The 21,923-nt window shown below is 51.2% G+C and carries 22 protein-coding genes; 10 read left to right on the forward strand and 12 right to left on the reverse strand.

The window, feature by feature from the left end; translation table 11 throughout:
* Both VGK02_12120 and VGK02_12125 read left to right on the forward strand, forming a co-directional pair.
* Positions 1–1,410 carry an NADH-quinone oxidoreductase subunit N gene (locus VGK02_12120; protein HEY3375782.1) on the forward strand — a complete coding sequence of 470 codons (1,410 nt, stop codon included), beginning with the start codon at positions 1–3 and terminating at the stop codon, positions 1,408–1,410.
* A 102-nt stretch (positions 1,411–1,512) separates the two neighbouring features.
* Positions 1,513–1,725, forward strand: coding sequence for a hypothetical protein (locus tag VGK02_12125; protein HEY3375783.1), 213 nt, complete (start codon positions 1,513–1,515; stop codon positions 1,723–1,725).
* Between the two features lie 64 nt (positions 1,726–1,789).
* On the opposite strand, the gene VGK02_12130 is transcribed toward VGK02_12125, so the two are convergent.
* The 4 genes from VGK02_12130 to VGK02_12145 all read right to left on the reverse strand — a co-directional run bounded on the left by VGK02_12130 (position 1,790) and on the right by VGK02_12145 (position 4,979).
* Complete coding sequence (locus tag VGK02_12130) at positions 1,790–2,455, reverse strand: hypothetical protein (GenBank protein ID HEY3375784.1); 666 nt, start codon at positions 2,453–2,455, stop codon at positions 1,790–1,792.
* 430 nt (positions 2,456–2,885) lie between these two features.
* A complete protein-coding gene (locus VGK02_12135; protein ID HEY3375785.1) occupies positions 2,886–3,092 on the reverse strand; it encodes a cold-shock protein in 207 nt (68 codons plus the stop codon).
* A 194-nt stretch (positions 3,093–3,286) separates the two neighbouring features.
* Positions 3,287–4,093, reverse strand: a complete 807-nt coding sequence (locus VGK02_12140) for an ABC transporter permease subunit (protein ID HEY3375786.1) — start codon at positions 4,091–4,093, stop codon at positions 3,287–3,289.
* Positions 4,086–4,979, reverse strand: a complete 894-nt coding sequence (locus tag VGK02_12145; protein HEY3375787.1) for an ABC transporter ATP-binding protein — start codon at positions 4,977–4,979, stop codon at positions 4,086–4,088. The genes VGK02_12140 and VGK02_12145 overlap by 8 nt, the downstream gene beginning before the upstream one ends.
* A 316-nt stretch (positions 4,980–5,295) precedes the next feature.
* Between VGK02_12145 and VGK02_12150 the strand changes: the two genes are divergently transcribed.
* Positions 5,296–5,979 carry a GNAT family N-acetyltransferase gene (locus VGK02_12150; protein ID HEY3375788.1) on the forward strand — a complete coding sequence of 228 codons (684 nt, stop codon included), beginning with the start codon at positions 5,296–5,298 and terminating at the stop codon, positions 5,977–5,979.
* Positions 5,980–6,003: 24 nt separating this feature from the next.
* Here VGK02_12150 and VGK02_12155 read toward each other — a convergent pair whose 3' ends face one another.
* Positions 6,004–6,792 carry an ABC transporter permease gene (locus VGK02_12155; GenBank protein ID HEY3375789.1) on the reverse strand — a complete coding sequence of 263 codons (789 nt, stop codon included), beginning with the start codon at positions 6,790–6,792 and terminating at the stop codon, positions 6,004–6,006.
* Complete coding sequence (locus VGK02_12160; protein ID HEY3375790.1) at positions 6,789–7,727, reverse strand: ABC transporter ATP-binding protein; 939 nt, start codon at positions 7,725–7,727, stop codon at positions 6,789–6,791. Before VGK02_12160 ends, VGK02_12155 begins: the two co-directional genes overlap by 4 nt.
* A gap of 550 nt (positions 7,728–8,277) precedes the next feature.
* Between VGK02_12160 and acs the strand changes: the two genes are divergently transcribed.
* From acs to VGK02_12195, 7 genes are all read left to right on the forward strand, one after another.
* On the forward strand, positions 8,278–10,248 hold the full coding sequence (gene acs, locus VGK02_12165) for an acetate--CoA ligase (protein HEY3375791.1): 1,971 nt from the start codon (positions 8,278–8,280) through the stop codon (positions 10,246–10,248).
* A gap of 186 nt (positions 10,249–10,434) precedes the next feature.
* The gene (locus tag VGK02_12170; protein HEY3375792.1) at positions 10,435–11,073 is read left to right on the forward strand and encodes a DUF981 domain-containing protein; all 639 of its coding nucleotides are present in this window, start codon (positions 10,435–10,437) and stop codon (positions 11,071–11,073) included.
* 246 nt (positions 11,074–11,319) lie between these two features.
* Positions 11,320–12,123 carry a DUF5668 domain-containing protein gene (locus VGK02_12175; GenBank protein HEY3375793.1) on the forward strand — a complete coding sequence of 268 codons (804 nt, stop codon included), beginning with the start codon at positions 11,320–11,322 and terminating at the stop codon, positions 12,121–12,123.
* Positions 12,124–12,182: 59 nt separating this feature from the next.
* The gene (locus VGK02_12180; GenBank protein HEY3375794.1) at positions 12,183–13,331 is read left to right on the forward strand and encodes a hypothetical protein; all 1,149 of its coding nucleotides are present in this window, start codon (positions 12,183–12,185) and stop codon (positions 13,329–13,331) included.
* 15 nt (positions 13,332–13,346) lie between these two features.
* Positions 13,347–14,270: a PspC domain-containing protein gene (locus VGK02_12185; protein ID HEY3375795.1), complete on the forward strand. Its 924-nt coding sequence runs from the start codon at positions 13,347–13,349 to the stop codon at positions 14,268–14,270.
* Positions 14,271–14,276: 6 nt separating this feature from the next.
* Complete coding sequence (locus tag VGK02_12190) at positions 14,277–14,699, forward strand: hypothetical protein (protein HEY3375796.1); 423 nt, start codon at positions 14,277–14,279, stop codon at positions 14,697–14,699.
* Positions 14,700–14,735: 36 nt separating this feature from the next.
* The gene (locus VGK02_12195; protein ID HEY3375797.1) at positions 14,736–15,059 is read left to right on the forward strand and encodes a heavy metal-binding domain-containing protein; all 324 of its coding nucleotides are present in this window, start codon (positions 14,736–14,738) and stop codon (positions 15,057–15,059) included.
* A 102-nt stretch (positions 15,060–15,161) separates the two neighbouring features.
* On the opposite strand, the gene lipA is transcribed toward VGK02_12195, so the two are convergent.
* The 6 genes from lipA to lpdA form a co-directional block, all read right to left on the reverse strand.
* Positions 15,162–16,115, reverse strand: a complete 954-nt coding sequence (gene lipA, locus VGK02_12200) for a lipoyl synthase (protein HEY3375798.1) — start codon at positions 16,113–16,115, stop codon at positions 15,162–15,164.
* A gap of 18 nt (positions 16,116–16,133) precedes the next feature.
* Positions 16,134–16,949 (reverse strand): lipoyl(octanoyl) transferase LipB, encoded by an 816-nt coding sequence (lipB, locus tag VGK02_12205; GenBank protein HEY3375799.1) that lies wholly within the window; start codon positions 16,947–16,949, stop codon positions 16,134–16,136.
* A gap of 27 nt (positions 16,950–16,976) precedes the next feature.
* On the reverse strand, positions 16,977–18,266 hold the full coding sequence (locus tag VGK02_12210) for a dihydrolipoamide acetyltransferase family protein (protein ID HEY3375800.1): 1,290 nt from the start codon (positions 18,264–18,266) through the stop codon (positions 16,977–16,979).
* Positions 18,267–18,295: 29 nt separating this feature from the next.
* On the reverse strand, positions 18,296–19,333 hold the full coding sequence (locus VGK02_12215) for an alpha-ketoacid dehydrogenase subunit beta (GenBank protein ID HEY3375801.1): 1,038 nt from the start codon (positions 19,331–19,333) through the stop codon (positions 18,296–18,298).
* Entirely contained in the window at positions 19,317–20,294 is a 978-nt protein-coding gene (locus VGK02_12220; protein ID HEY3375802.1) for a thiamine pyrophosphate-dependent dehydrogenase E1 component subunit alpha, read from the reverse strand. Before VGK02_12220 ends, VGK02_12215 begins: the two co-directional genes overlap by 17 nt.
* A 122-nt stretch (positions 20,295–20,416) precedes the next feature.
* Positions 20,417–21,811, reverse strand: coding sequence for a dihydrolipoyl dehydrogenase (lpdA, locus tag VGK02_12225; protein ID HEY3375803.1), 1,395 nt, complete (start codon positions 21,809–21,811; stop codon positions 20,417–20,419).
* Between the last annotated feature and the right edge of the window lie 112 nt (positions 21,812–21,923).

A 21,923-nucleotide genomic window follows, 5' to 3' on the forward strand; every position in this document is an offset into this window, starting at 1 on the left:
ATGAGCTTTATGAGCGTTAATTGGATGAACTTAATGCCCGAGATAATCATATTTGCATTCGCAGCCGTCGTGCTTCTGGGTGAGTTGTTCATACAGAAAAGCGCCCGGCGGTTTCTCGGCGTTGTTACGCTGGTTGGGCTCGCGGCAGCGCTCTATAGCTTGTCGACAATCTGGTACGTCGACGCGACTGAATTTTATAATATGTTCAGCGTCGATTTAACGGCCAACGTTCTCAAAGCAGTTCTACTGACTACAACAGCTCTTGTCGTTCTCGGAGCGCTTAAAGTGGATGTGTACATGGGCGAGGGAGAGTTCTTTAGCATGATCTTGCTTTCGGTTCTCGGCACCATGTTTATGGCGTCCAGCACGGATTTAATCATGCTTTTCATCGCTCTTGAGCTGACCGTGTTGCCGGCGTATATTCTTACAGCCAGTAAAAAAACGGCGCGCTCATCGGAGGCTGCGCTTAAATACTTTTTGCTTGGCATCGTCGCCTCGGTAATATTGCTCTACGGTATGTCGCTTCTCTTCGGTCTTACCGGTGAGACCGGTTTCGCCGCGATTGCCGGCAAACTTGCCGGTCACAAGGCAACACCGATGCTCGTAATTTCAATGCTTATGATTATTGCCGGTCTCGGATTTAAAGTGGCGGCCGTACCGTTCCATTTCTGGGCGCCCGATGTGTACGAAGGCGCCCCGGTTCCCGTTGCATCGTACCTGGCAGCAGGCCCCAAGGCGGGCGGTTTTGCCGCGATCACACATCTCTTTCCGGTGGCGTTTGCAACCGCCGCACCGGCGTGGGCGTTTGTGTTTGCGGTGTTGGCCGTGGCGAGTATGTTTATAGGCAACTTTGTAGCGCTCTCGCAGACGCACGTGAGGCGCCTCTTGGGTTACTCGGCGATCGCACATACCGGATACCTTCTGGTTGGGCTTGCCGTTGCAAACCAGCTCGGGTACTCGTCGCTTATTTTTTACTTCTTCGTATATTCGCTGGCGGCGCTCGGTGCGTTTCTCGTTGTGCTTGCAACAACCGAGCGGGGGATAGGCGAGGAGGTAACCGATTTTGCCGGCCTTTACAAAAAAGCACCCATGCTTTCATTGGCGATGGCCATCTTCTTGTTCTCGCTTGTCGGGCTTCCGCCGTTTGCCGGATTTATGGGTAAGTTATTCCTGTTTGGCGCGGCAGTCAAGTCAAATCTGATTTGGCTCGCCGTCATCGGCGTCTTGAACAGCGTGATTTCGTTCGGCTACTACGTAACGATTATCAGGCAGATGTATCTGGTCAAACCGGCTGATGTGACGGCGGTATCGATTTCAAAGCCGCTCTATGCCTCAATACTGTTGATCGTGGTTGCCGTTATTGTGCTGGGAGTGTATCCAACCGCATTTCTGTCTCTCGTCAAGCTGTAAGCATTTAAGCTTTGATGAGTGCCCCCCTGTGGAGTAGCAGTTTATCCAACAGCATTTCTGTCTATAATTAACCTGTAATAACAGAAACCAGGAGGATTGGGCATGGAAGAGCAAGCCTTTGCGCTCATGCTACGACAAGTACTCACAGAGTATGATTTCGATGCTATCGAAATTACAGAGAACCGAGCTCACGTTGCACTTAAGCGAGAAGTCTTTACCGACACCAGTAATGACAACCTTGCCGAATACGATTTCTCCAACCCCGTGCTTGTTGAAGTACTGCAATTCCTTAAAACGTATTTACCAGCGCTCTAACGCCATAGCGATATCGCTATGGCGTTTATCCAGACTTTATGCGGTTTTTGCAGTCGAAAGACTATTATTTTGGGCTAACCAGCTTAAAGCTTTTTACAATTGCCCCGGCGGTCTTTTGTTCTGATTTCACCGCATTACCGAGCAAGTATATGTGAGCATCAAAAGCGTGGCCGTGGTTAATGAATTCGACCCTGTAATGCAGCCAATTATTCTTAACCGACCATTTCTTGAGGATCTTTGCGCGTTGTTTTTTAGGAAACTTGCTCAAGTCAGACGTGATCTTAAACGACGAATTCTTAAATATCTCGGGGTTGCCATACGGTTTGGTGGATGATGTAAGTTTGCTTTTACTCGCCTTGCCTATATCACCGGCATCCATAACAAACATATAGACGCCGTCTTCCGGCAGCTTATTGACTACGAGGCCACCGCCATCGTGGATGAGCTCGCTGCGCACAATCGGTTTTACCCAATAATTAACTTTGTCGAGATTGTTAACCGAAATAACACCCTTGCCCCCGAACCCATCGATCTCGCCGCCGTTGGTTGCAACAGTCCAATCAGACGGGTACGTGAAGCTGAAATCCTTGTCTTTAAATTCCGTCATGGATATCTTGTCGTTACCGACTTTGATAGTGGTTTTTTTGCCTGAGTTAGAGCTAGAACCGGAACACGATACTAGCGCGAGTGTGACTAAGATAGCCATACATGCGATTACCATTCTTTTCAAAGCTGCCTCCTTAACTTCGATGACTGCTACATTACTTGGTATACGAAAGAGGGGATACCATACTGCCGAGTATTTAAAACTAGGCTAAAAGCTTCGCCCTATTCTAGCATGGAGTGATAATTATTGGTATAAACTATGGCTTGCTTAACAGCTTTGAAATGTGTTTTTGATCCTATGAATCGGGAAGGCACTCTAGTACGAACGGATAGGTGATTTGCAAAAATATTTTTGTAAAAATACTAAAGTCGTACTATAGGAGCGCCGATATTCAGATTGTCAGCCAAGACGGGATAAGTAGAAGAAAAACTTCTAGGTCGTGGCAGACGCCTTGACTGACAAGAAAAGTCCCACCCTAGGGTGGGACTTTTTAGTTTTTAAAACCGCCTCTTTGTATTGCAAGGTGGTTTATTTTGTTAGGGTGTATCTGAGACTACCTAACGATCGTAACATTGGATGCGCGAGCGCCTTTAGCCTCCATCTCAATGTCGAATTCGACAGCTGTTCCTTCATCGAGGGTCTTAAAGCCATCGCCGGAGATAGCTGAGAAATGAACGAACACGTCCGGACCGCCATCATCCTGAGCGATAAAACCAAAGCCCTTGGAATTGTCGAACCACTTTACTGTGCCTTTAGCCAACCTAGTTCACCTCCTGGCATCCATATATGGAGCTTACGACGCTAGGCAGGTGTGACACGAAAAAGCGGTTACGACCCTTACCAAACAACAAAGGCCCTCTTGTAACGAGCCCTCATCTACGAATTCACGTCTTAGCTTATCACATTATCTCATATTTTTTAGCCAAGCTCAACTCTTTCAGCTGGACAATGCAGTTATGGTGCAATATCGCGCCTGTTGAAGATAAGCAAGCTTGCAACGAAGAACACAATTATTGTTCCAACAAAGACGGCTACGTCTCTGCCTGGTATGTTACCGGTCGAGAGGAGCCGAGCAGGATCATAATAATGAAACAGGGAAACGTAATCGAGATTTTTCGCCCAATCCGCAAAACTAGCCAGCACATGGATGATATACATAATGGTCAGCAAACCTGCTGACACAAAGGCTGCGCGACCGCGCTCGCCAAACAGCACTGAAAAGAGGAGGGAGAAGGAGGCTATGGCTAGGAAGAATAGCCCGCCGATTACGGTAAGCGCTAGAACTCCTTCGGGTTTGAGCTTCACGTTATAGATAACACTGAAGATATACACCGAGCCGGTTGTTACAATAACCAAACCGAGCGTCGAGGCAAAGAGGGTTATGCCCTTCGCTATCAATACCGTTATTCGCGATATAGGTTGGCCCAACAATATCTCGATAGTACCGCTGTCAATTTCTCTGCCGATGGCACCGGTACCGTATGAAATAACGAACGCGCCGATGATTATGAACCATATCAACGCAAACATCTCGAGCGCAAAGAATCCTTCTACAGTAAACAGATTAGCCTGTCCGCCGCCAAAGATTCCGATAAAAGCCTTCGGATAGGCTTTGAGTAGGCGCTCAAAGTCGGCCATGCTTTTTTGAATAGTCGGGTAAATCGACATCAGCAAGAGCACGTACACGACCATACCGGCTGCATACGATATCCAGCTCACACGGATATCTCTCAGCGATTTTAGTAGGAGATTGCTATTCATTGCGGCCGCCTTTCCCATAGTATTCGAGGAAGATTTCTTCAAGGCTCGCATGTTCCGCTATCATATCCAGCACATCGTATTGCGCGAGTTTCTTAATCAGTGGATCGATCTCACCCTTAACCGTAAGTCTAATATGGTTATCAATCTGATCGATTTGGGTGACCCCGGGTACACGAAACTCATCAACGTTAACCGGCTCCGCCAGTGTAAGGTCGACGTAGCGTACTTTTTTAGCGGCTATATCGCTTATCTTTTCAATTGTAACCAGGTTGCCGTCTTTGACGATGCCCACGCGGTCGCAGATTTTCTCGATCTCGGGGAGGATATGCGACGATAGAAACACCGTCTGGCCGTCTGCCTTGAACTCTTTTATCAAGTTGTAGAATTCTTCTTGCATAAGAGGGTCGAGGCCGGATGTTGGCTCATCAAGCAGTAAGAGCTTGGGTTTATGCATTGTTGCCTGGATAACCGCGATCTTTTGGCGATTGCCTTTCGAGTAATCCTTAATCCTCGTCTTGAGGTTGATATCAAACCGCTTGGCAAGCGAGTCTTTCAGCACCGACAATTTGTTCGGCCTAAAACGGGTGATGTAATTGAGGAACGCTTCACCGGTCATGTTCTCGTACAAATGGATATCTCCGGGCAGAATACCCATTTCTTGCTTAATCTCGGCGGCATCATGCCAGGCATCTTTACCTAAAACAGTCGCCGAGCCGCGTGTAGGCCTCAGCAGGGCGGAGAGGAGCCGCATTGTGGTGGTTTTGCCTGCGCCGTTCGGCCCCAGGAACCCAAAAACCTCACCTTCATCGATATCGAGATTTAAGTTCTCAATGCCCCGGGTCGCGCCGTAGTATTTGGTTAAATCAGTAGTAGAGATCGCTTTCATGCTATGCCTCGATTTCGTTTATCTACAGAGCAGCGCTCAGATGCTGCCGCGCAGAACCCTACCTATCCAATATGCAATTTAGGTGCAATTTAAACACTAAAAATCTTGATTTCTGGGGAGACTAAGCCAATATAAGCCATGATATTACTTACGCTAAAGAAGTAATTTCGGCCGTACTTCCATGTATAGATAGTTAAATAACCCCTATTAGACCTTGTGAAACTCTGCACAAACGAAACAAAATGACGTATAATATTGTTGAAACGAGCCGATATAGTATAGATGGAAAGGAACTTAGGTTTTGGGGGCAGTAGAAATGTCGAGCATGAGTTTGGCGGCAAAACATCCAATTAAATGGACCATAGCCCAGTTCGAAAACCGAGGGGTCAACGGCGCGATATTGATAAGCGACCGTGGTCCCGTCGTTGTCGAGGGTCCGGTTAGTGCTGTCAAATTACGTGATTATCAGCTGGATGAGGGCTTGAAGATGTTCCGCTGTGCGGAGCAGCAAAAGAAAGCCTTGATAGATATAGCCGGTTCTGACGGGTTTGTCTTTGTCGCACGTTTCGGCAAGAAAGTGATCGGATACGTCACATACCTGCCGCCGGATACGTACCTGAATTGGGGCGATAGCGAGGTTCCCGATCTCTTGGAGCTGGGGGCGATAGAGGTCAGTAATGACTGGCGCCGGCGCGGTATCGGCGAGGCGCTTCTGCGTGAATCATTCAACAGAGACACATTCGAGAACCATATCGTTATATCGACCGAGTATTACTGGCATTGGGACCTCGAGAAAAGCGGGTTGTCGATTTGGGAGTACAGCAATATGCTGTCAAGCGTTCTCGGCAAGTACGGGTTTGAGCTTTGGAACACCAACGACCCTGATATTTTAAGTCATCCTGCGAACACCTTTATGGTGCGCGTGGGAAACCGTGTTCCAGGCGAGGTTATAGCTCACTTAAAGACACTTGTTATGCACAGGGGCAACGGTACTCAATAGTGTCTCAATTAAATGCCGTATTAGTTACTTAATTAACCTGCGCTTCATAATTGCAATCGGCACTAAAAACAGCAGTACCGCTGATCCCGCAACCAAGAGCGCACTTATTAAAACACCCTGGTTCAGTGTGCCGTTTACAAAACTGCGGCAGACAACTACCACATGGTACAGCGGCGAGAACAACGCGAGCCGTTGCGCCCACCCCGGCAGGGTACTCACCGGAAAGAATATCCCCGAGAACAGAAAGAGCGGCGTTATAAAAAGAGTAAAGTAGTAGTTGAAAAGCAGTATGTTGGATACCAGCGCAGTAAAGAGCATGCCTATGGTTGCAAAGAGCAGCGCGAAAACGAAGAGCAGCGGTATGAGCAGCAAAACGGCCGGCGATTTCACTAAGCCGAACAGAGAGATTATGAACAAAAAGGTCAGAGCGCCGATGTAGCCTCGTGTTGCACCCCACAGGATCTCACCGCCGATTACATCCTCAATAGTGAGAGGCGTCGCAAGAACCGCATCGTACGTTCTTTCGTATTTCATCCTCACAAAACTGTCATAGGTGGTTTCAAATGAGGCTCCGAACATGACCGTTGATGCCAACAACCCGGAGGCGATGAATTGGGTATAACTCATCCCTTGTACTTCGTGCACGAAGACTCCCAGGCCAATACCGAGGCTGAGAAGGTAAATAAACGGCTCGATAAGGGTTGGCGCCGATGCGAGCCAGAACACCTTACGGAAGATTTTCCAGTTTCGTTGCCACATGCGCACAACGCCAATAGCTGATATCGAGCGGGCTGCTTCAATAACCGCGTTCAATCCCGGAGCCTCCTTCCGGTAAGTTTGAGAAAGACATCTTCGAGCGTTGTTAGCCTGACCAGGACGTATTCGATGGGTAAGTGCGCCTCTTCGGCAGCTCGCATAAGCACATCAACCGATGAAGCGAAGAAGACAAGCGTATCGTCCTGCACCTCGTAGGTTTCGCTTAACGGGCTCAGCACATCGATCGCGCGCTGTGATTGCCCCGGTGCAACCCGTATCTCGAGTGCCTCGCGGCTTATATAGCGGTTGATAAGCTCGGCCGGTGAGCCCTCAGCGATAATCGTTCCTTCATCCATGATAACGATGCGGTCGCAGAGTTGGCTTGCTTCTTCCATATAATGCGTCGTTAAAACCAGCGTTACTTGCTGTCCCTTGAGTTCACGCATTTTATCCCAAATGAGATGCCTCGCTTGCGGGTCGAGACCGGTTGTCGGCTCATCGAGAATTATTAGCTTCGGGTTGTTTATAAGCGCTCGCGCCAGCAAGAGGCGGCGTTTCATGCCGCCCGAGAGCTCATCGACCATTGTTTTTGTCCTGCCTTCGAGCTGGATAAAATTGAGCAACTCAGATGCGCGCTCACGCGCTATATTCTTCGGTATACCAAAATAGTTAGCATATACTTCGAGGTTTTCCAGAACCGTAAGATCGGTGTCAAGGTTAGTCTCCTGGGGAACTACGCCTAAACATCGTTTAATCGCACGCGCATGCGTGCGAATATCCTGATCCAGGACATATAGCTCTCCGGCCGTAGGCGGTGACATACCGTAGAGCATGCGAATCGTCGTTGTCTTACCCGCGCCGTTCGGCCCGAGCAGGCCGAAGCACTCGCCGTGCTTTACGGCGAACGTAATTCCTTTTACCGCGGCAAACGCGTCGTATTGCTTTACGAGATCGCTAGCGCAGACATCGTTACTAGCCGATTGCTTGTTCAATGAGAATCACCACAGCACATTATACCCCTGATATGTTTAGTTTTGCAGAGAGGTAGGGTAGGAAACAGTGTCGAAGACGCGCGGTAATGCTATGTTGAAGCCGTTAGCCTTATATATGGACCGTTTACCGGCAGAATGAACCGCTCATTATAAATACGTACCGCTAGCCAGGTTTTAATACTAGGTTTACATTTGAGAATGTAAACTATTAATGTGGGAGACTGGGTAACTTCTTACCCGGAAAGCGTCGCGAAAGCAGGCTGTTAAGGCAGTCTAAGCACCGGGGGAAACAGGGCGGCAATCCGCTATTGCTACAAAATACTTGTTACTAAGCAATGTGATATTGGCTAAAAATGTGGCCGATCCGTTGTGTTTTGTGCATTATTCCGACGCATACGCTTGAGAATTAACTGGTTGTCGTTATTAAACTCGATACTCTAGAAGTAACCAAGTAACCAAAGTTACAATGACTACGGGCAATCACCATTAGTCATGGTATGATTACATAAGCACCAAGCTAATAAACAGGACAGGAGAAGGAGGAAGTTACATGACGGATAAGGGTTTTAGCGTCCTAATGGAGGAAACCAGGACGTTCCCACCATCGCCTGAATTCAGCGCGAATGCTCACATTAAGAGCATGGCGGAATACGAGGCTATGTACAAACGCTCGATTGAGGACCCTGAGGGGTTTTGGGGCGAGATGGCTGAAAAAGAGCTCAGCTGGTACAGCAAATGGGACAAAGTTCTCGACTATGACTTCGACAAGCCGTATGTGAAGTGGTTCCAGGGCGGCACGCTCAATGTCTCGTACAATTGCCTCGACAGACACATCGGGACGTTTAGGAAAAACAAAGCTGCCGTTATATTCGAGGCCGATGATGGAAGCTATAAAACCTATACCTATGGCCAGCTTTACACCGAGGTAAACAGGTTCGCAAATGTTCTGAAAAAGCATGGCGTGAAGAAGGGCGATAGGGTCTCCATCTACCTCCCGATGATAGCAGAACTTCCGATTGCAATGCTTGCATGCGCGCGTCTTGGCGCTATCCATACCATCGTTTTTGGCGGTTTCAGCGCACAAGCGCTTCGTGACCGTATCCAAGATGCCGGGGCGGAGATTCTTATCACCGCAGATAATGGGCTTCGTGGTGGCCGAACGGTTGCTTTAAAGAAAAACGCCGATGCGGCGCTTGAAGAGTGCCCGGGCGTTAAAGACGTTATCGTTGTAAATCACGCCGGCGAATGTAATATGGTAGAAGGCCGCGATAGTTGGTGGCACGAGGAAATAGCCGCAGATGATATCACAAGCTATTGTGAGCCCGTGCCCGTAGACGCGGAGGACCCGCTCTTTATCCTGTATACATCGGGTTCAACCGGCAAACCGAAGGGTGTACTTCACACGACCGGTGGGTACTTACTCTATGCTGCGATGACGTTCAAGTATGATTTCGATTACCAAGAGGAAGACACCCATTTCTGTACCGCGGACATCGGTTGGGTAACGGGGCACAGCTATGTCGTCTATGGCCCGCTCGCAAACGGTGCGACGAGTATCGTCTTCGAAGGCGTTCCAACATACCCAAATCCAGGTAGGTTCTGGGATATTGTCGAGAAGCACAAAGCGAGCATCTTTTATACCGCGCCGACCGCTATTCGTTCGCTGATGAAAGAGGGAGAGACCTGGGTTAACAAGTACGACTTATCGTCGCTTAGAGTACTTGCAACCGTGGGCGAGCCGATCAACCCGGAAGCGTTCATGTGGTATTACAATAACATTGGCAAAGGCAAGCTGCCGCTTGTCGATACTTACTGGCAGACCGAGACCGGCGGCCACATTATTACCCCGCTACCGGGTGCGATGACCCTAAAGCCAGGCTCGGCTACCAGGCCGTTCTTCGGTGTAGAACCGAAAGTTATCAAAGAAGACGGCTCACCGGCGCTTATTGATGAGGGCGGTTATCTGGTTGTAGAGAAACCGTGGCCGGGTATGCTTCGCGGCACCTTTGGCGATCCGGAGAACAAACGTGTTAAAGATACATATTTCAGTCGCTTCCCCGGCAGGTACTTCACCGGTGACGGCGCCCGCGTCGATAAAGACGGCGACTTCTGGCTCATGGGCCGCATCGATGATGTTATCAACGTCTCGGGCCACAGGCTCGGTACGGCCGAGGTCGAATCGGCGCTCGTCGCTCACGCAGCAGTGGCGGAGGCCGCAGTCGTCGGCTTCCCGCATGATATCAAAGGCGAGGGCATCTATGTCTACGTCACGCTCAAAGATGGCTTCGAACAGACGCCGGAGCTGCAAAAAGAACTGGTTACGCATATTAGAAAAGTTATTGGGCCGATCGCGTCCCCGGATAAGATGCAGTTCTCACCGGGCCTGCCGAAGACCCGTTCCGGAAAGATCATGCGCCGTATCCTGCGCAAGATCGCGCACAATGAGCTCGATAGCCTCGGCGACGTTTCAACACTCGCCGATCCGAGTGTTGTCGATGACCTCATCGAGAATCGCCTGTAAGGCGTTATACAACATATTCAAAAAAAGGCCGGTTTATTAGCCGGCCTTTTTATTCCACGTTCTTATATAATTCACGATTTTGCGGTTGCGCTTGCAGGTCAAGCGTACGATACCCTATGACTTCCCGGTCTAGAACTTCTTTTTCCGGGTATAAATATTATGAGGGGAAAAAGGAGGTGTGGATATATGTTTATCGATTATCTTGCCCTTTTGTTGATTAACTTAACAGCCGGATTGCTGTTGCTGGCGTATTACGTCTATGACGGAATCGAGCGACCGGTGCCAGATCAAGCCGGCCCGGGAAAGACGGCAGCCAACCAGCCGATTGCAGCCCGCAATCTATTCGGAAGGCCCGCCAGTGCGAGTTGGGCGGCGGCATTTGCGGCTGTTGGTCTCGTGGGGTTTGTCGTTGGAGTACATCTGGTAACGACTTGGCCGCTTCCCGGCGCTTTTAACGTAGCGTTCGGAGAACCGAACCTGCTATTCAGCACATTATTCCTTGGATTAGCGCTCGCAGTGGCTTTTAACTGGAGCTTAGTACCGTTATCACTGTACGCCTTCATAGCCGGTATCACGGCGATTGTCGTCGGCATACGCATCGAGACTTTAGGTCTTACAAATACACCGGCGCTGTCGTCGGCAGGCTATATCCTAACAGGCCTTGCGGGTGTTCTGTCGTTGCCGGTTTTGGCGTGGCTTAATGGCAAAACATATAGACTTATACTTGCACTCATTCTTATTGTAGCTGCGCTTATTTGGGCGTTTATCGGGTATGATGCGTTCTGGGTCCACCTGGTCGAGTTCGCAAAATGGGCGCCTAAATAGGACTGAGTTTTGATAAGCTGCCGATTGGATGCGTAACGTAAAAAAGGCGGACGCATTTATGCGTCCGCCTTTTACTGAGCTATAATAATGTTGCAACCATACGGAAGAGATTTCTCCAAACCACACTGTCGTAGTTCTACCAAGTGGAACATTTCGGCAATAATGTGGGCAAATAGAAGGATTAACTGTCTTTGCGGCGAAGATTGTAATCGAAACGTTACATAGTATAAGAAGGGGCGCATACTGATGTCATTTGGAAGGTTTATCAATCTTGTTATCGCGCTTGTCTTAATTGTAGCCGGTGCCGTACTCTTATTGAGCAATTTAGGCTACATTTCAGTGAATCCATTTACGCTTATCTTCGAATTTTGGCCGCTTGTTTTAGTTGTGTTAGGCCTTTATTTTCTATGGTTGCGCTTTCGCCCCATGCCGCGCTTTACCAGCAGCAACCTTGCTGAGCCGCTCGGTAGCGCCACGAGAGCGGATGTCACGGTTGATTTTGGTGCGGGCGAGCTCACCATCGATCCGCTCGGCGAAAGCGATAAGCTGATCGATGGCAGTTTCCGGTACCAGCCTTCATTGAGCGTAGGTAAGCAAGGAACAACAACCCGGGTAAAGCTCGGCCATGCCGAATGGCCGTGGTTTTCGGTATTTCCTAGTGCAGCCGATAATTGGCGAATAGGTTTGACCACCCGCATACCGCTCAATGTCTGCATCAATACCGGTGCAAGCAGGGTGTTTGCCGATTTAAGCAGCAATATCGTTGAGAATATCGAGCTTCATACGGGCGCAAGCGATGTAACCTTACGGTTACCGCAGCACGGGTCGACGCGGGTTCGTATCGAGGCAGGGGCGGCGAGCATCCGCGTCGAGGTTCCGCAAGGTGTCTCAGCCCGTATTATCTCAAAAAGTGCCTTGAGCTCGCTTGATGTTGATCAACGAAGGTTTCCACCTGCCGCTGCCGGTTATGCGTCGCCGGATTATGACACCGCGCAAGACAAGGCAGATATCGAGGTATCAACCGGCATGGCGAGCGTAAATATCGTTTAGACCAGTGTTTTTACCACATATTCCCGGCTAGCTTTATAACAAAAGGATGGTACGTAACGATGTCAGACAGAGAAATGCGACGTCAAGAGCGCGACCAGCGCAGGCAACAACGGCATGAACAGCGGGAGCAGCGGCGGGCTGCGCGCTACGGAGGCCGCGGTGGTATCACTGCGGGAATTATCCTAATAAGCCTTGGTGTTTTACTGCTCATTAATAATATTGCACCGGGGTTAAGCTTTGACAGACTCTGGCCGGTATTGATTATCGTCTGGGGTATCGGCGTATTTATTTCCGGGCTTTTTCCACCGCTGAATACCTCACGGATGTTTAGCGGCGTTTTTATCGGTCTCATCGGTGTAATCTTTTTATATAATACCCTGGGGCTTTTGCCGTACGGATTCTGGTTTAACTTGATCGATCTGTGGCCTGTGTTCTTAATAGCCCTCGGGTTTTCAATCATAGCGGGTATTTTTCACAGCAGGATACTATCGGTGGTGCCGGCATTAATTATTCTGGCAGCACTCATCGCTGCCGTATACTACCAGGGGTCTCTTTATAAAAGCCAGGGCGTTGGCAATGCGACGCTGCATGGCGGCAGCGCCGCCGGCATCACATCGGGCTCGGCAACTGTCGGGTTTGCGGTTGGCAAGCTTGCCGTTGGACCGTCCAACAATTTGTACGATATAAAAACAAAGAATTCGGGCGGTCTGAAACCGGCAGCCGATGTGGAAAAGAACGGCTCAAAGATCACCCTTACAATTCGCCCCCAACGTAATAACCCAATACCTTTAGGTAACAACCGCCGCCAGTGGGACGTTTTGCTCTCACGGGACGTGGAGTGGCGCTTGGATATGAGCGGCGGTGTTTCCGACGCTACCTACAATCTAAGCGACCTTAATGTGAGAGATTTTCACCTGAATGGCGGTGTCGGCGATACAACTGCGCGGTTTGGTGATAAAGCAAAGAACCTGACAGGTTCTATCGACACAGGGGTATCGAACGTGCGCTTGTTTGTGCCGAAGTCATCCGGTGTGCGCTTGGCGGTAAATAGAGGCCTGTCTTCATTTGGTGTTACGAATCTCAAGCTTAATCAGAGCCAACAGGGCAATACCTCGGTTTATGAAACACCGGGTTATAAAAGCGCAAAGAAAAAAATAGATCTCGATATCAATATTGGCATATCCAGCGTTAACGTTGAAGGATATTAAGAGGTGATGAGCGACATGGCTGATACACGTTCTCCTAATGAACAGGCGCAAGGCAGAGAAGAGCAGGTGCCGGCGAATAATGCAGACCGGCAGAACGAGCAAGAAGAAGCAAAAGCGCCTGAATCAAGCCGGCAGGGCGAGAGTGGGCACGTAGAACCCAGCGAGCAAGCGGCAGCTCAGCCTAGCGAAAGCGGGCAGGCAGCGCCGAATAAAAGCGGCGAGGCACAAGTGCGGGCTAAAGCAGTTGCCCCTCCGGAACCACCACGAGCGGAGGAACAGAAACGCCTCTGTCGTTCGCGGGCGAACCGGATTATCGGTGGTGTCGCCGGCGGTATCGGCAACTATCTTAGGATTGATCCGGTCATTGTTCGCATTGCGTTCATTTTACTTGCGCTGGCACAAGGTCTCGGCATTGTTCTCTATATCGCCGCGCTCATCATAATGCCCGAGTGCTCTGAAGCCGAAGAACCAGGTACAGCGTCTGGCAGTCCCCAGGCTCAAGCGGCTCAGGGGCCGTCGCAGGCGCCTTCCGGGGGAACAGGCGAAGCGGGTCTTATCATCGGCATCGCGCTCGTTGCTTTAGGTATCTGGTTTCTCCTGGCGAATTTCAACTTAATTCCGTCGCAATTCTTTTTTATCTGGTCGCGTCTGTCGAGCGCCTTTTGGCCGCTCGTGCTCATACTTACCGGCGTGCTGATTTTGTTCGTTGCAACCAGAGGCGGTAGGGGCGTGACTATCTCTACCGAAGGAAAGCACCTGTACAGGTCGAGGCATAATCGTAAAATTGCGGGTGTTGCAGGCGGTATTGCTGATTATCTCGGAATTGATGCAACGATTATACGGCTTCTATGGGTGCTGCTAGCACTAATTTCCGGTTTCTGGCCGGCGCTGGTGGCATATATCGTTATGGCGATAGTTATACCGGAAGAGCCGAATTAATATTTTATGGCGGCACAGAACCATACGGTGGACAAGGAAATATACCCAACGCAGTTCGACGTCGCTGTAGGCGGTTGTTTCGGCCCTACGTTTACCGTGCGTTTAGACGAGGACAAGCTTGTGTATGAGAAATCCTCCGGTGCATACTCGCTCGGTAAGGCACAGAGTATCCGGCCGACCGGAGAGCAATGGGCGCGCTTTTGGGATGAGATTGACGTCATCGGCGCATGGCGGTGGCGTCCATTATACGAGAAAGCCGGTGAGGAAGGCGCCCACTGGTATGTTCACATTTCCGTTAACGATCACATCGTAACGTCTGAGGGCGACGGTGCGTTTCCGGGGAACGATACAGGTTCGGGGCCTTCCAAGGAATTCGAGCGTTTCTTGACGGCATTGCGGGAGTTACTCGGTGGAGTTGAGTTGTGGTAGATAGGAAAGCATACAAGGTGAAACGGAGCGAATTACATGATAGTTACGACCACACCATCAGTTGAAGGAAAGCCGATTAGGGATTATTTAGGGATCGTTACGGGAGAGGCGATTATGGGTGCGAATGTCTTTCGCGACGTATTTGCCTCGATTCGCGATATTGTGGGTGGGCGCTCGGCTGCTTACGAGCGTGAACTCGCTAGCGCTCGCCAGATAGCTATCCAGGAAATGTCCGATAATGCGGCAAGCCTCGGTGCGGACGCGGTTGTCGGCGTTGACCTCGATTACGAAGTATTGGGGCAAAACCAAGGCATGCTTATGGTAACCGCAAGCGGCACCGCCGTTAAATTTGGCGCATAAACGCCGTTGCGCTATAAACGTGAGCTGAATATATGTTTTAACAGGTTATTTAATAATTCAGGACTAATTTTGTCCTGAATTATTTTTGTCTGTTCTCGTTGTTTAAGACCCGGTTGATGAAGAAGCAGGGTTTCCCTGTTTGAACTGCTCTTTGGCGTGGTATGAACTTCGCACCAGAGGCGCGGCCTCAACGTGCAGGAAACCCATGTCGTTGCCCAAACCTTCAAGCTCACAAAATTCTTCCGGGCTATAATACCTGGCGATCGGGTAGTGCGCTTTTGACGGGGAGAGGTACTGCCCGATAGTTACAATATCGCAGTTATGATGCCGGAGGTCTGCCATAACCTCAAGAAGCTCCTCTTTTGTCTCGCCGAGGCCGGCTATTATGCCTGACTTGGTGTGCCCCTGTAAACCGCTCTTTTTGGCCTGTTTAAGCAGCGTGAGCGATCTCTTGTAATGAGCGGCCGGCCGAACGGCGGGGTAGAGGCGAGGAACGGTCTCGATATTGTGGTTGAGCACATCGGGCTGCGCATCGACTACGAGAGCGAGTGCATCCCAATTACCAGCAAAATCCGGTATGAGCACTTCGATGCCGCAGCCGGGGTTGTTTTTTCGAATCGCCCTGATTGTATCTGCGAAGATGGAAGCGCCGCCGCCGGAAAGATCATCCCTGGTAACCGAGGTTATGACAACGTAGTGCAAGCGCAACTGTTTGACGGCTTCCGCGACATGTTCGGGCTCGTTTGGATCGGGCGGAAGGGGTTTACCGCCATCTACCAGACAAAAACGACAATTCCGCGTACACATATCTCCGAGAATCAAGAAGGTCGCCGTTTTTGCTTCGAAACACTCATAAACGTTGGGGCAGGCGGCTTCTTCGCACACGGTATGAAGCTTAAGCGTGCGAAGCATTTGTTTTACGAAGCGGTAATTCGGGCCCTGAGAGAGCCGAACCTTAAGATGGGCAGGCTTTCTCGATATGCTTTCCGAGCAGTGGTTATTAGTTCTATCGCTTGCTCTATAAGCCTCATCTTTATCCTGAGAGTAATAAGTCATGCCGTACCCCGGGTTTGTTTATCCATCAAAATAATCAGCTTTATCACTATCGTTATATGGCGGCTTGTCTATATCGCCACCGGTTTGCTGTTCTTCCTGGTTATCGTACGCATTATTAAGTATGGGTGCGTCAACAGAACTACTATCGAGCATGGCCTTACCAACAACGCCATTGTCGATAAGGCTATATATGGTGTCTTTGGCAATAAACGTCATGTTTCGGCCAAAAACCTGTGCGAAATGCCGGATAACCGATTCACGCACCGATGCGACCGGAATCTCGCGCCCCAAAAGCTTCGACATCGACGTAACACCCGCGTCATACAGCCCACAGGGAATAATCCCGTTGAAATATGAAAGATCGGTCGATACGTTAAGTGCAAACCCATGTTTGCTTACACCGCGGCCGATGCGGAGACCTATCGAGGCAAGCTTTTCGGGCCCGACCCAAACACCGGGGTGCCCGGGCATTCGCTCTGCGAGGATTCCAAAATCAAGAACGGCGCAGATGAGAGTTTCTTCGAGGGCGCGCAAGTAAAAGCGGATCATCGGGATGCCCGCGATTTCCAGGATCGGATAACCGACGAGCTGCCCCGGACCGTGGTACGTCACTTCGCCGCCCCGGTCGGTATGAAACATGCTGATGCCGAAGCGAACCATGTCCTCTTCGCCTAACAGCAGATGAGAAGGGTTAAATCGTCTACCGGTCGTATATACATGAGGGTGCTCGAGCAGCAACAGGGTATCCGGTATTTTTGATTCCTGTCTTAGCGCGACCAGGTTCTCCTGTACATCCAGCGCGTTCTTGTATTCTATTGTACCGAGTTCAGACACCCAACATTCCATTGCTTCCTTAAAATGCTATAAACCCAGATCGGGGGAGAAATCCCATGTCTCGAGACTGTGTTTGATGCGATTCAAGAATTGGGCGGCGATCGCGCCGTCAATCAAACGGTGATCGTAGGTGAGCGGCATATATACCATGTCCCGTATGGCGATCGCATCATCGATTACTGTAGGCCGCCTCTGGATCATCTCCAGGCTCAAGATCGCAACATTGGGCTGATTGATGATCGGTGTTTGGATAAGCGAACCAAATGACCCTGGGTTGGTAATTGTAAATGTCGAACCGGTTACCTCATCGAGTTTGACCTTGCCGGACCTGGTTTTATCGGCAAGATCGTGTATCTGGTACGCGAGCCCTGTTAAGCTCATATCCTGGGCATTTTTGATGACGGGTACGATAAGGCCGTTTTCAACCGAGACCGCTATCCCCAGATTCACATAATCGTGAAGGCCCATATGCTGCTCGTCGATAATTCTTGCGTTAACGGTAGGGAAGGCGAAGAGGGCATCTATGGTTGCTCTTGCGACAAAGGGCAGGTAGGTAAGAGAGAAGCCCTCACGTTTCTTGAACTCTTCTTTTACCTTATTGCGCTGCTTGGCGACATTTGTCATGTCGACATCGACGATGGCGGTGACGTGGGCCGACGTCTGGTGGCTTCGCACCATATGCCCGGCGATTTCCCGCCGGAGGATATTCATTTGCACGATGCGCTCTCCAGGATATTCGGGCGCGGGCTGCGGGGCTGCAGCTGCCGGCTGCTCGGCCGGTGCCGGTGGCAGAGCTGGAGCGGCGCTCGGCCGCTCGGCCGCCATTGCTGCCGCCGTGGGAGCCGCTTTTTGTGCGGCGACGTAGTTCTGGACATCATGCCTGGTGATTCTACCGCGAAAGCCTGTGCCCTTGATCTTGGCAAGGTCGACATTGTTCTCACGAGCGAGTTTCCGCACGAGCGGAGAGACGAAAGTCTCTTCTCCGGCCGGTTTCTCAGGCGCTGCCGGCGCTTTCCCAGCCTCTGCCGGTGGTGCTGCCGTAGGCGGCACTTCTTGTGGCGCGGCACCGCCCGCAGCGGCAGTTTCGTCAACGATTGCAAGCTCGGTACCTACGGGCACCGTTTCACCTTCGTTTACTATAATTTTCTCAATCCTGCCGCTGACCGGTGACGGTATCTCGGTCTCTATCTTGGCGGTCTCGATCTCCACATAGTTCTCATCTTTATTAACGAAGTCACCCTCTTTTTTAAGCCATCTTACGACTGTGCCCTCGGTCACCGTCTCGCCGAGGCGGGGAAGGGTCAACGGAACTGTCATGTTTACACCCCCATGGGATTTTCCTTTTCTTAGTACGCTGAGAGTCTATCGATTGCCGCTAATACGTCGTCCGCCCGTGGGAGGAAGAAGTCTTCGAGCGGCGGGCTGTAAGGCACCGGCGTATCGGGTGATGAAACCCTCAGGATTGGGCCATCGAGGTATTCGAAACCCTCTTCGGCGATGATCGCCGATACTTCTGCGCCGATACCGAGCGTGCGTGTGTCTTCATACAGCATGATCGCCTTGCTGGTCTTCGCGACCGAGCCCAAGATCTGCTCTTTATCGAGCGGATATAGGGTTCTCAGATCAAGCACCTCAACCGATATACCTTGATCCTCGGCCTGCCCAGCCGCAGCCAGCGCGGTTTGCAGCATGGCGCCGTAGGTAACGATCGTGACGTCGCCACCTTCACGCTGCACCTTGGCTTTGCCGATATGGCAGGTGTAATCGTGAGTCGGGATCTCTTGTTTAAGCCTCCGGTACAGGTACTTATGTTCGAAGAAAACAACGGGGTTATTATCCCTGATCGCTGCTTTTAAAAGGCCTTTGGCATCCCACGGCGTACCCGGAACGATAACTTTTAAGCCCGGTACGTGCGAGAACCACCCCTCGGGGCTCTGGCTGTGAAACGGCCCGGCACGTAAACCGGCGCCCGATGGCGCCCGCATGACCATAGGCACGGCCGCGCGTGTGCGATAGTAATACTTGGCCGCCACGTTGACGATCTGGTCCCACGCGCATGAGATAAAATCGGCATACTGGTACTCGACGACAGGGCGCATCCCCATAAGCGCAGCACCCACGGCCATGCCGGTAAATGCCTCCTCGGCAACCGGCATGTCGATAATCCGGTCGGGCCCGAAGTGATCGATAAATCCCTCGGTTACTTTGAATGCGCCGCCGTACACGCCGATGTCTTCGCCCATCATAAAGACGTCGGGGTCGCGTTCCATCTCCTCCCAGAGCGCCTGGGATATCGCTTCAATAAACAGCGTTTCCTTTTTTAGAGGTTCGAGACTCGTGCCTTCTTGCCGGCCGGCCGGGTTTTGATTAATCGGCGTAGACACCTTGGACCGCCTCCTTTCCTTCGGGCAGCGGACTGGTTTGTGCGTAGTTAACCGCATCATCGACCTCTGATTTTATGCGATCGAGCACCTCATTCTTGTTGTTATCATTAAGGATGTTGTGCTCGGTGAGGTATTTTTCCAAGCGTACGATCGGGTCGCGCTGCGTCCACAAATCAATGACGTCTTTAGCGATGTATTTCGCGGGGTCGTGCCCGGCGTGGCCCCGCAATCGCAGAGTTTTCGCTTCGATAAGCGTCGGACCGCCATTATCGCGGGCTCGCTCTACGGCCTTTTTCACCTCGCTGTAGCATTCGATTGCGTCGTTTCCATCGACGATGACTCCCGGCACGACGTATCCCACCGCCCGGTCGGCTACGTTGGCTACCTTCATTTCCTTATACACCGGGGTCGAGTAGGCGTATCCGTTGTTGATGACGATAAATACGACCGGCAGATTGAAGACGGAAGCGACGTTGAGCGCTTCGTGCCAGTCGCCGACCGACGATGCACCCTCACCGCAGTACGCCATGGCTACGCGCGGTTCGTTTTTGAGTTTGAAGGCGAGCGCCGCACCTGCCGCTACCGGATAAAAGTCGGGGAGCATAGAAACAGTTGCAAAGGTGCCGCGCGCTAGATCACCCTGGTAGTTATCTTCGCCGCGCCCGCGCGTGAGGCTCGTTTCCCGGGCGAAATGCTGCGAGAAAACCTCGCGCGCCGTGATACCGCGCGGCAGTTGCGCCATCATATCGCGGTGCGTCGGGGCAAGCACATCACCCGGTTCGAGCGCATAACTTGCGCCCGCTTCTATTGCTTCCTGGCCTTTACCAAGATAAATTGCGCCGGGCAGCTGACCGCTCCGGTAGAGTAGCTCGATACGGTCTTCAATTGCCCGGCCGAGCTGCATAAAGTAATAGAGGTCTATCAGCTCTTTGGCGCCCAACTCTAGTGGTTTAGCCTGCATATATTTACCTCCTGGGTAAGTGTCGGTTTGCGTTGGCGCGCCTGGCTCTACACCTGCATATCGCAAGTCCCAGACGAACCGCGCGACCCTATATAATCTACCGGATACTCTGCTGTATCTGCTCATAGTGAATGTAAAGGTTTTCCCGCAAGTTTCATGGCCGTTTCGCCAATCGCCTCGGCAAACGTCGGGTGAGGGTGGAGGAATTGGGCTACATCGGCGGCCGTAGCCTCCCAATTGGTTATGAGCATCGCCTCGGCGATAAGGTTGACAACACCTGGCCCAACCAGGTGAATGCCGATAATCGTTCCGTCTTTTTGCGCCACCATCTTTGCAAAGCCGATGTCCTCTTTGTCGATTGCCGAGCGCGATACGATTTGGAAGGGCAACCCCACCGTTTCGACATCAAAGCCGGCTTCCTTTGCTTCTTCCTCGTCGTATCCAACTTTTGCGAGCTCGGGATAGCCGTATGAGTAGATCGGAATCTGTTTAAGATTCAGCGGAGGCGGATTTATGCCTGCAATCGTTTCAACTGCATGAATACCTTCTTGAAACGCGAAGTTGGCGTACTGCGGGTTGAACGTCACGTCGCCGACCGCGTAAATGCCGTCGATATTTGTTTTCATGCTGGCATCGGTGGTGATAAAGCCGGCCTTTGTTTGGATACCGAGACCTTCGATGTCGATGCCGTCGGTATTTGCCGTGCGTCCGACGGTCTGCAGAACCTTTTGTACGGTAATTTGTTGCGGCTCACCGTCTTTTTTTATCTGAAGAGTAGCGATACCGTCATTGAACTGTGCGTGCTGGAGCGCCGCGTTCGTAAATACCTTGATGCCGCGCTTGGAAAACGCCCGCTCCAAATATTTTGAAACGTCTTTGTCATCGCGCGGGGCGAGACGCGGGGCTCGCTCGATAATTGAGACTTCAGCACCGAATGAACGAAACATTGACGCGAATTCTGTGCCGTATGCGCCGCCACCCACTATGGCAACCGATGATGGCACACTTGCTATTTCGAGGGCTTGCGACGTGTTGAGGACGAAACCTTCGCCGTCAGCGAGGGCCGGTATTTCGCGCGGTATCGATCCGGTTGCGATAATAATATGCTCGGCGGCAATGGTGCGCGTACTCGTACCGCTGGCAACGCTTACGCGCCCCGGTTCTTTGAGGCTTGCCTTGCCCACGGCAACCTGGACATTTCTTTGTTTGAATAAAACGTTAAGCCCCATGAACAGGCGGTTTATCGAAGCATATTTTGCTTTTTGCACCTCTTGCCAATCGTATGAAACATCCGTGACCGAAATGCCGAACTTACGCGAGCGGTTAATCGTATCGAGAACCCGGGCGCTCTCGAGTAAGCTCGTTGTCGGAATACAGCCGCGATGCAGGCAGGTGCCCCCAAGCTTATCTCTTTCCAGAACTACTACGCGCAGACCGAGTTCGGCGGCACGTAAAGCGGACGCATAGCCCCCCGGGCCACCGCCGATTATGGCTATGTCGTAACGCTCTTCAATCACCGCAAAATACCCCCTGAATTCAATTGATGGCGGTTAAATCAAACGCACATCTCAGTGTCAGTAGCAAGGCGCCGTCCAGGTGCCCGTTTTCTCGGCGCCACAGCAAGCGGCT

The sequence above is a fragment of the Candidatus Aquicultor sp. genome (assembly GCA_036504445.1).
Lineage (GTDB): Bacteria > Actinomycetota > Aquicultoria > Aquicultorales > Aquicultoraceae > DASXVE01.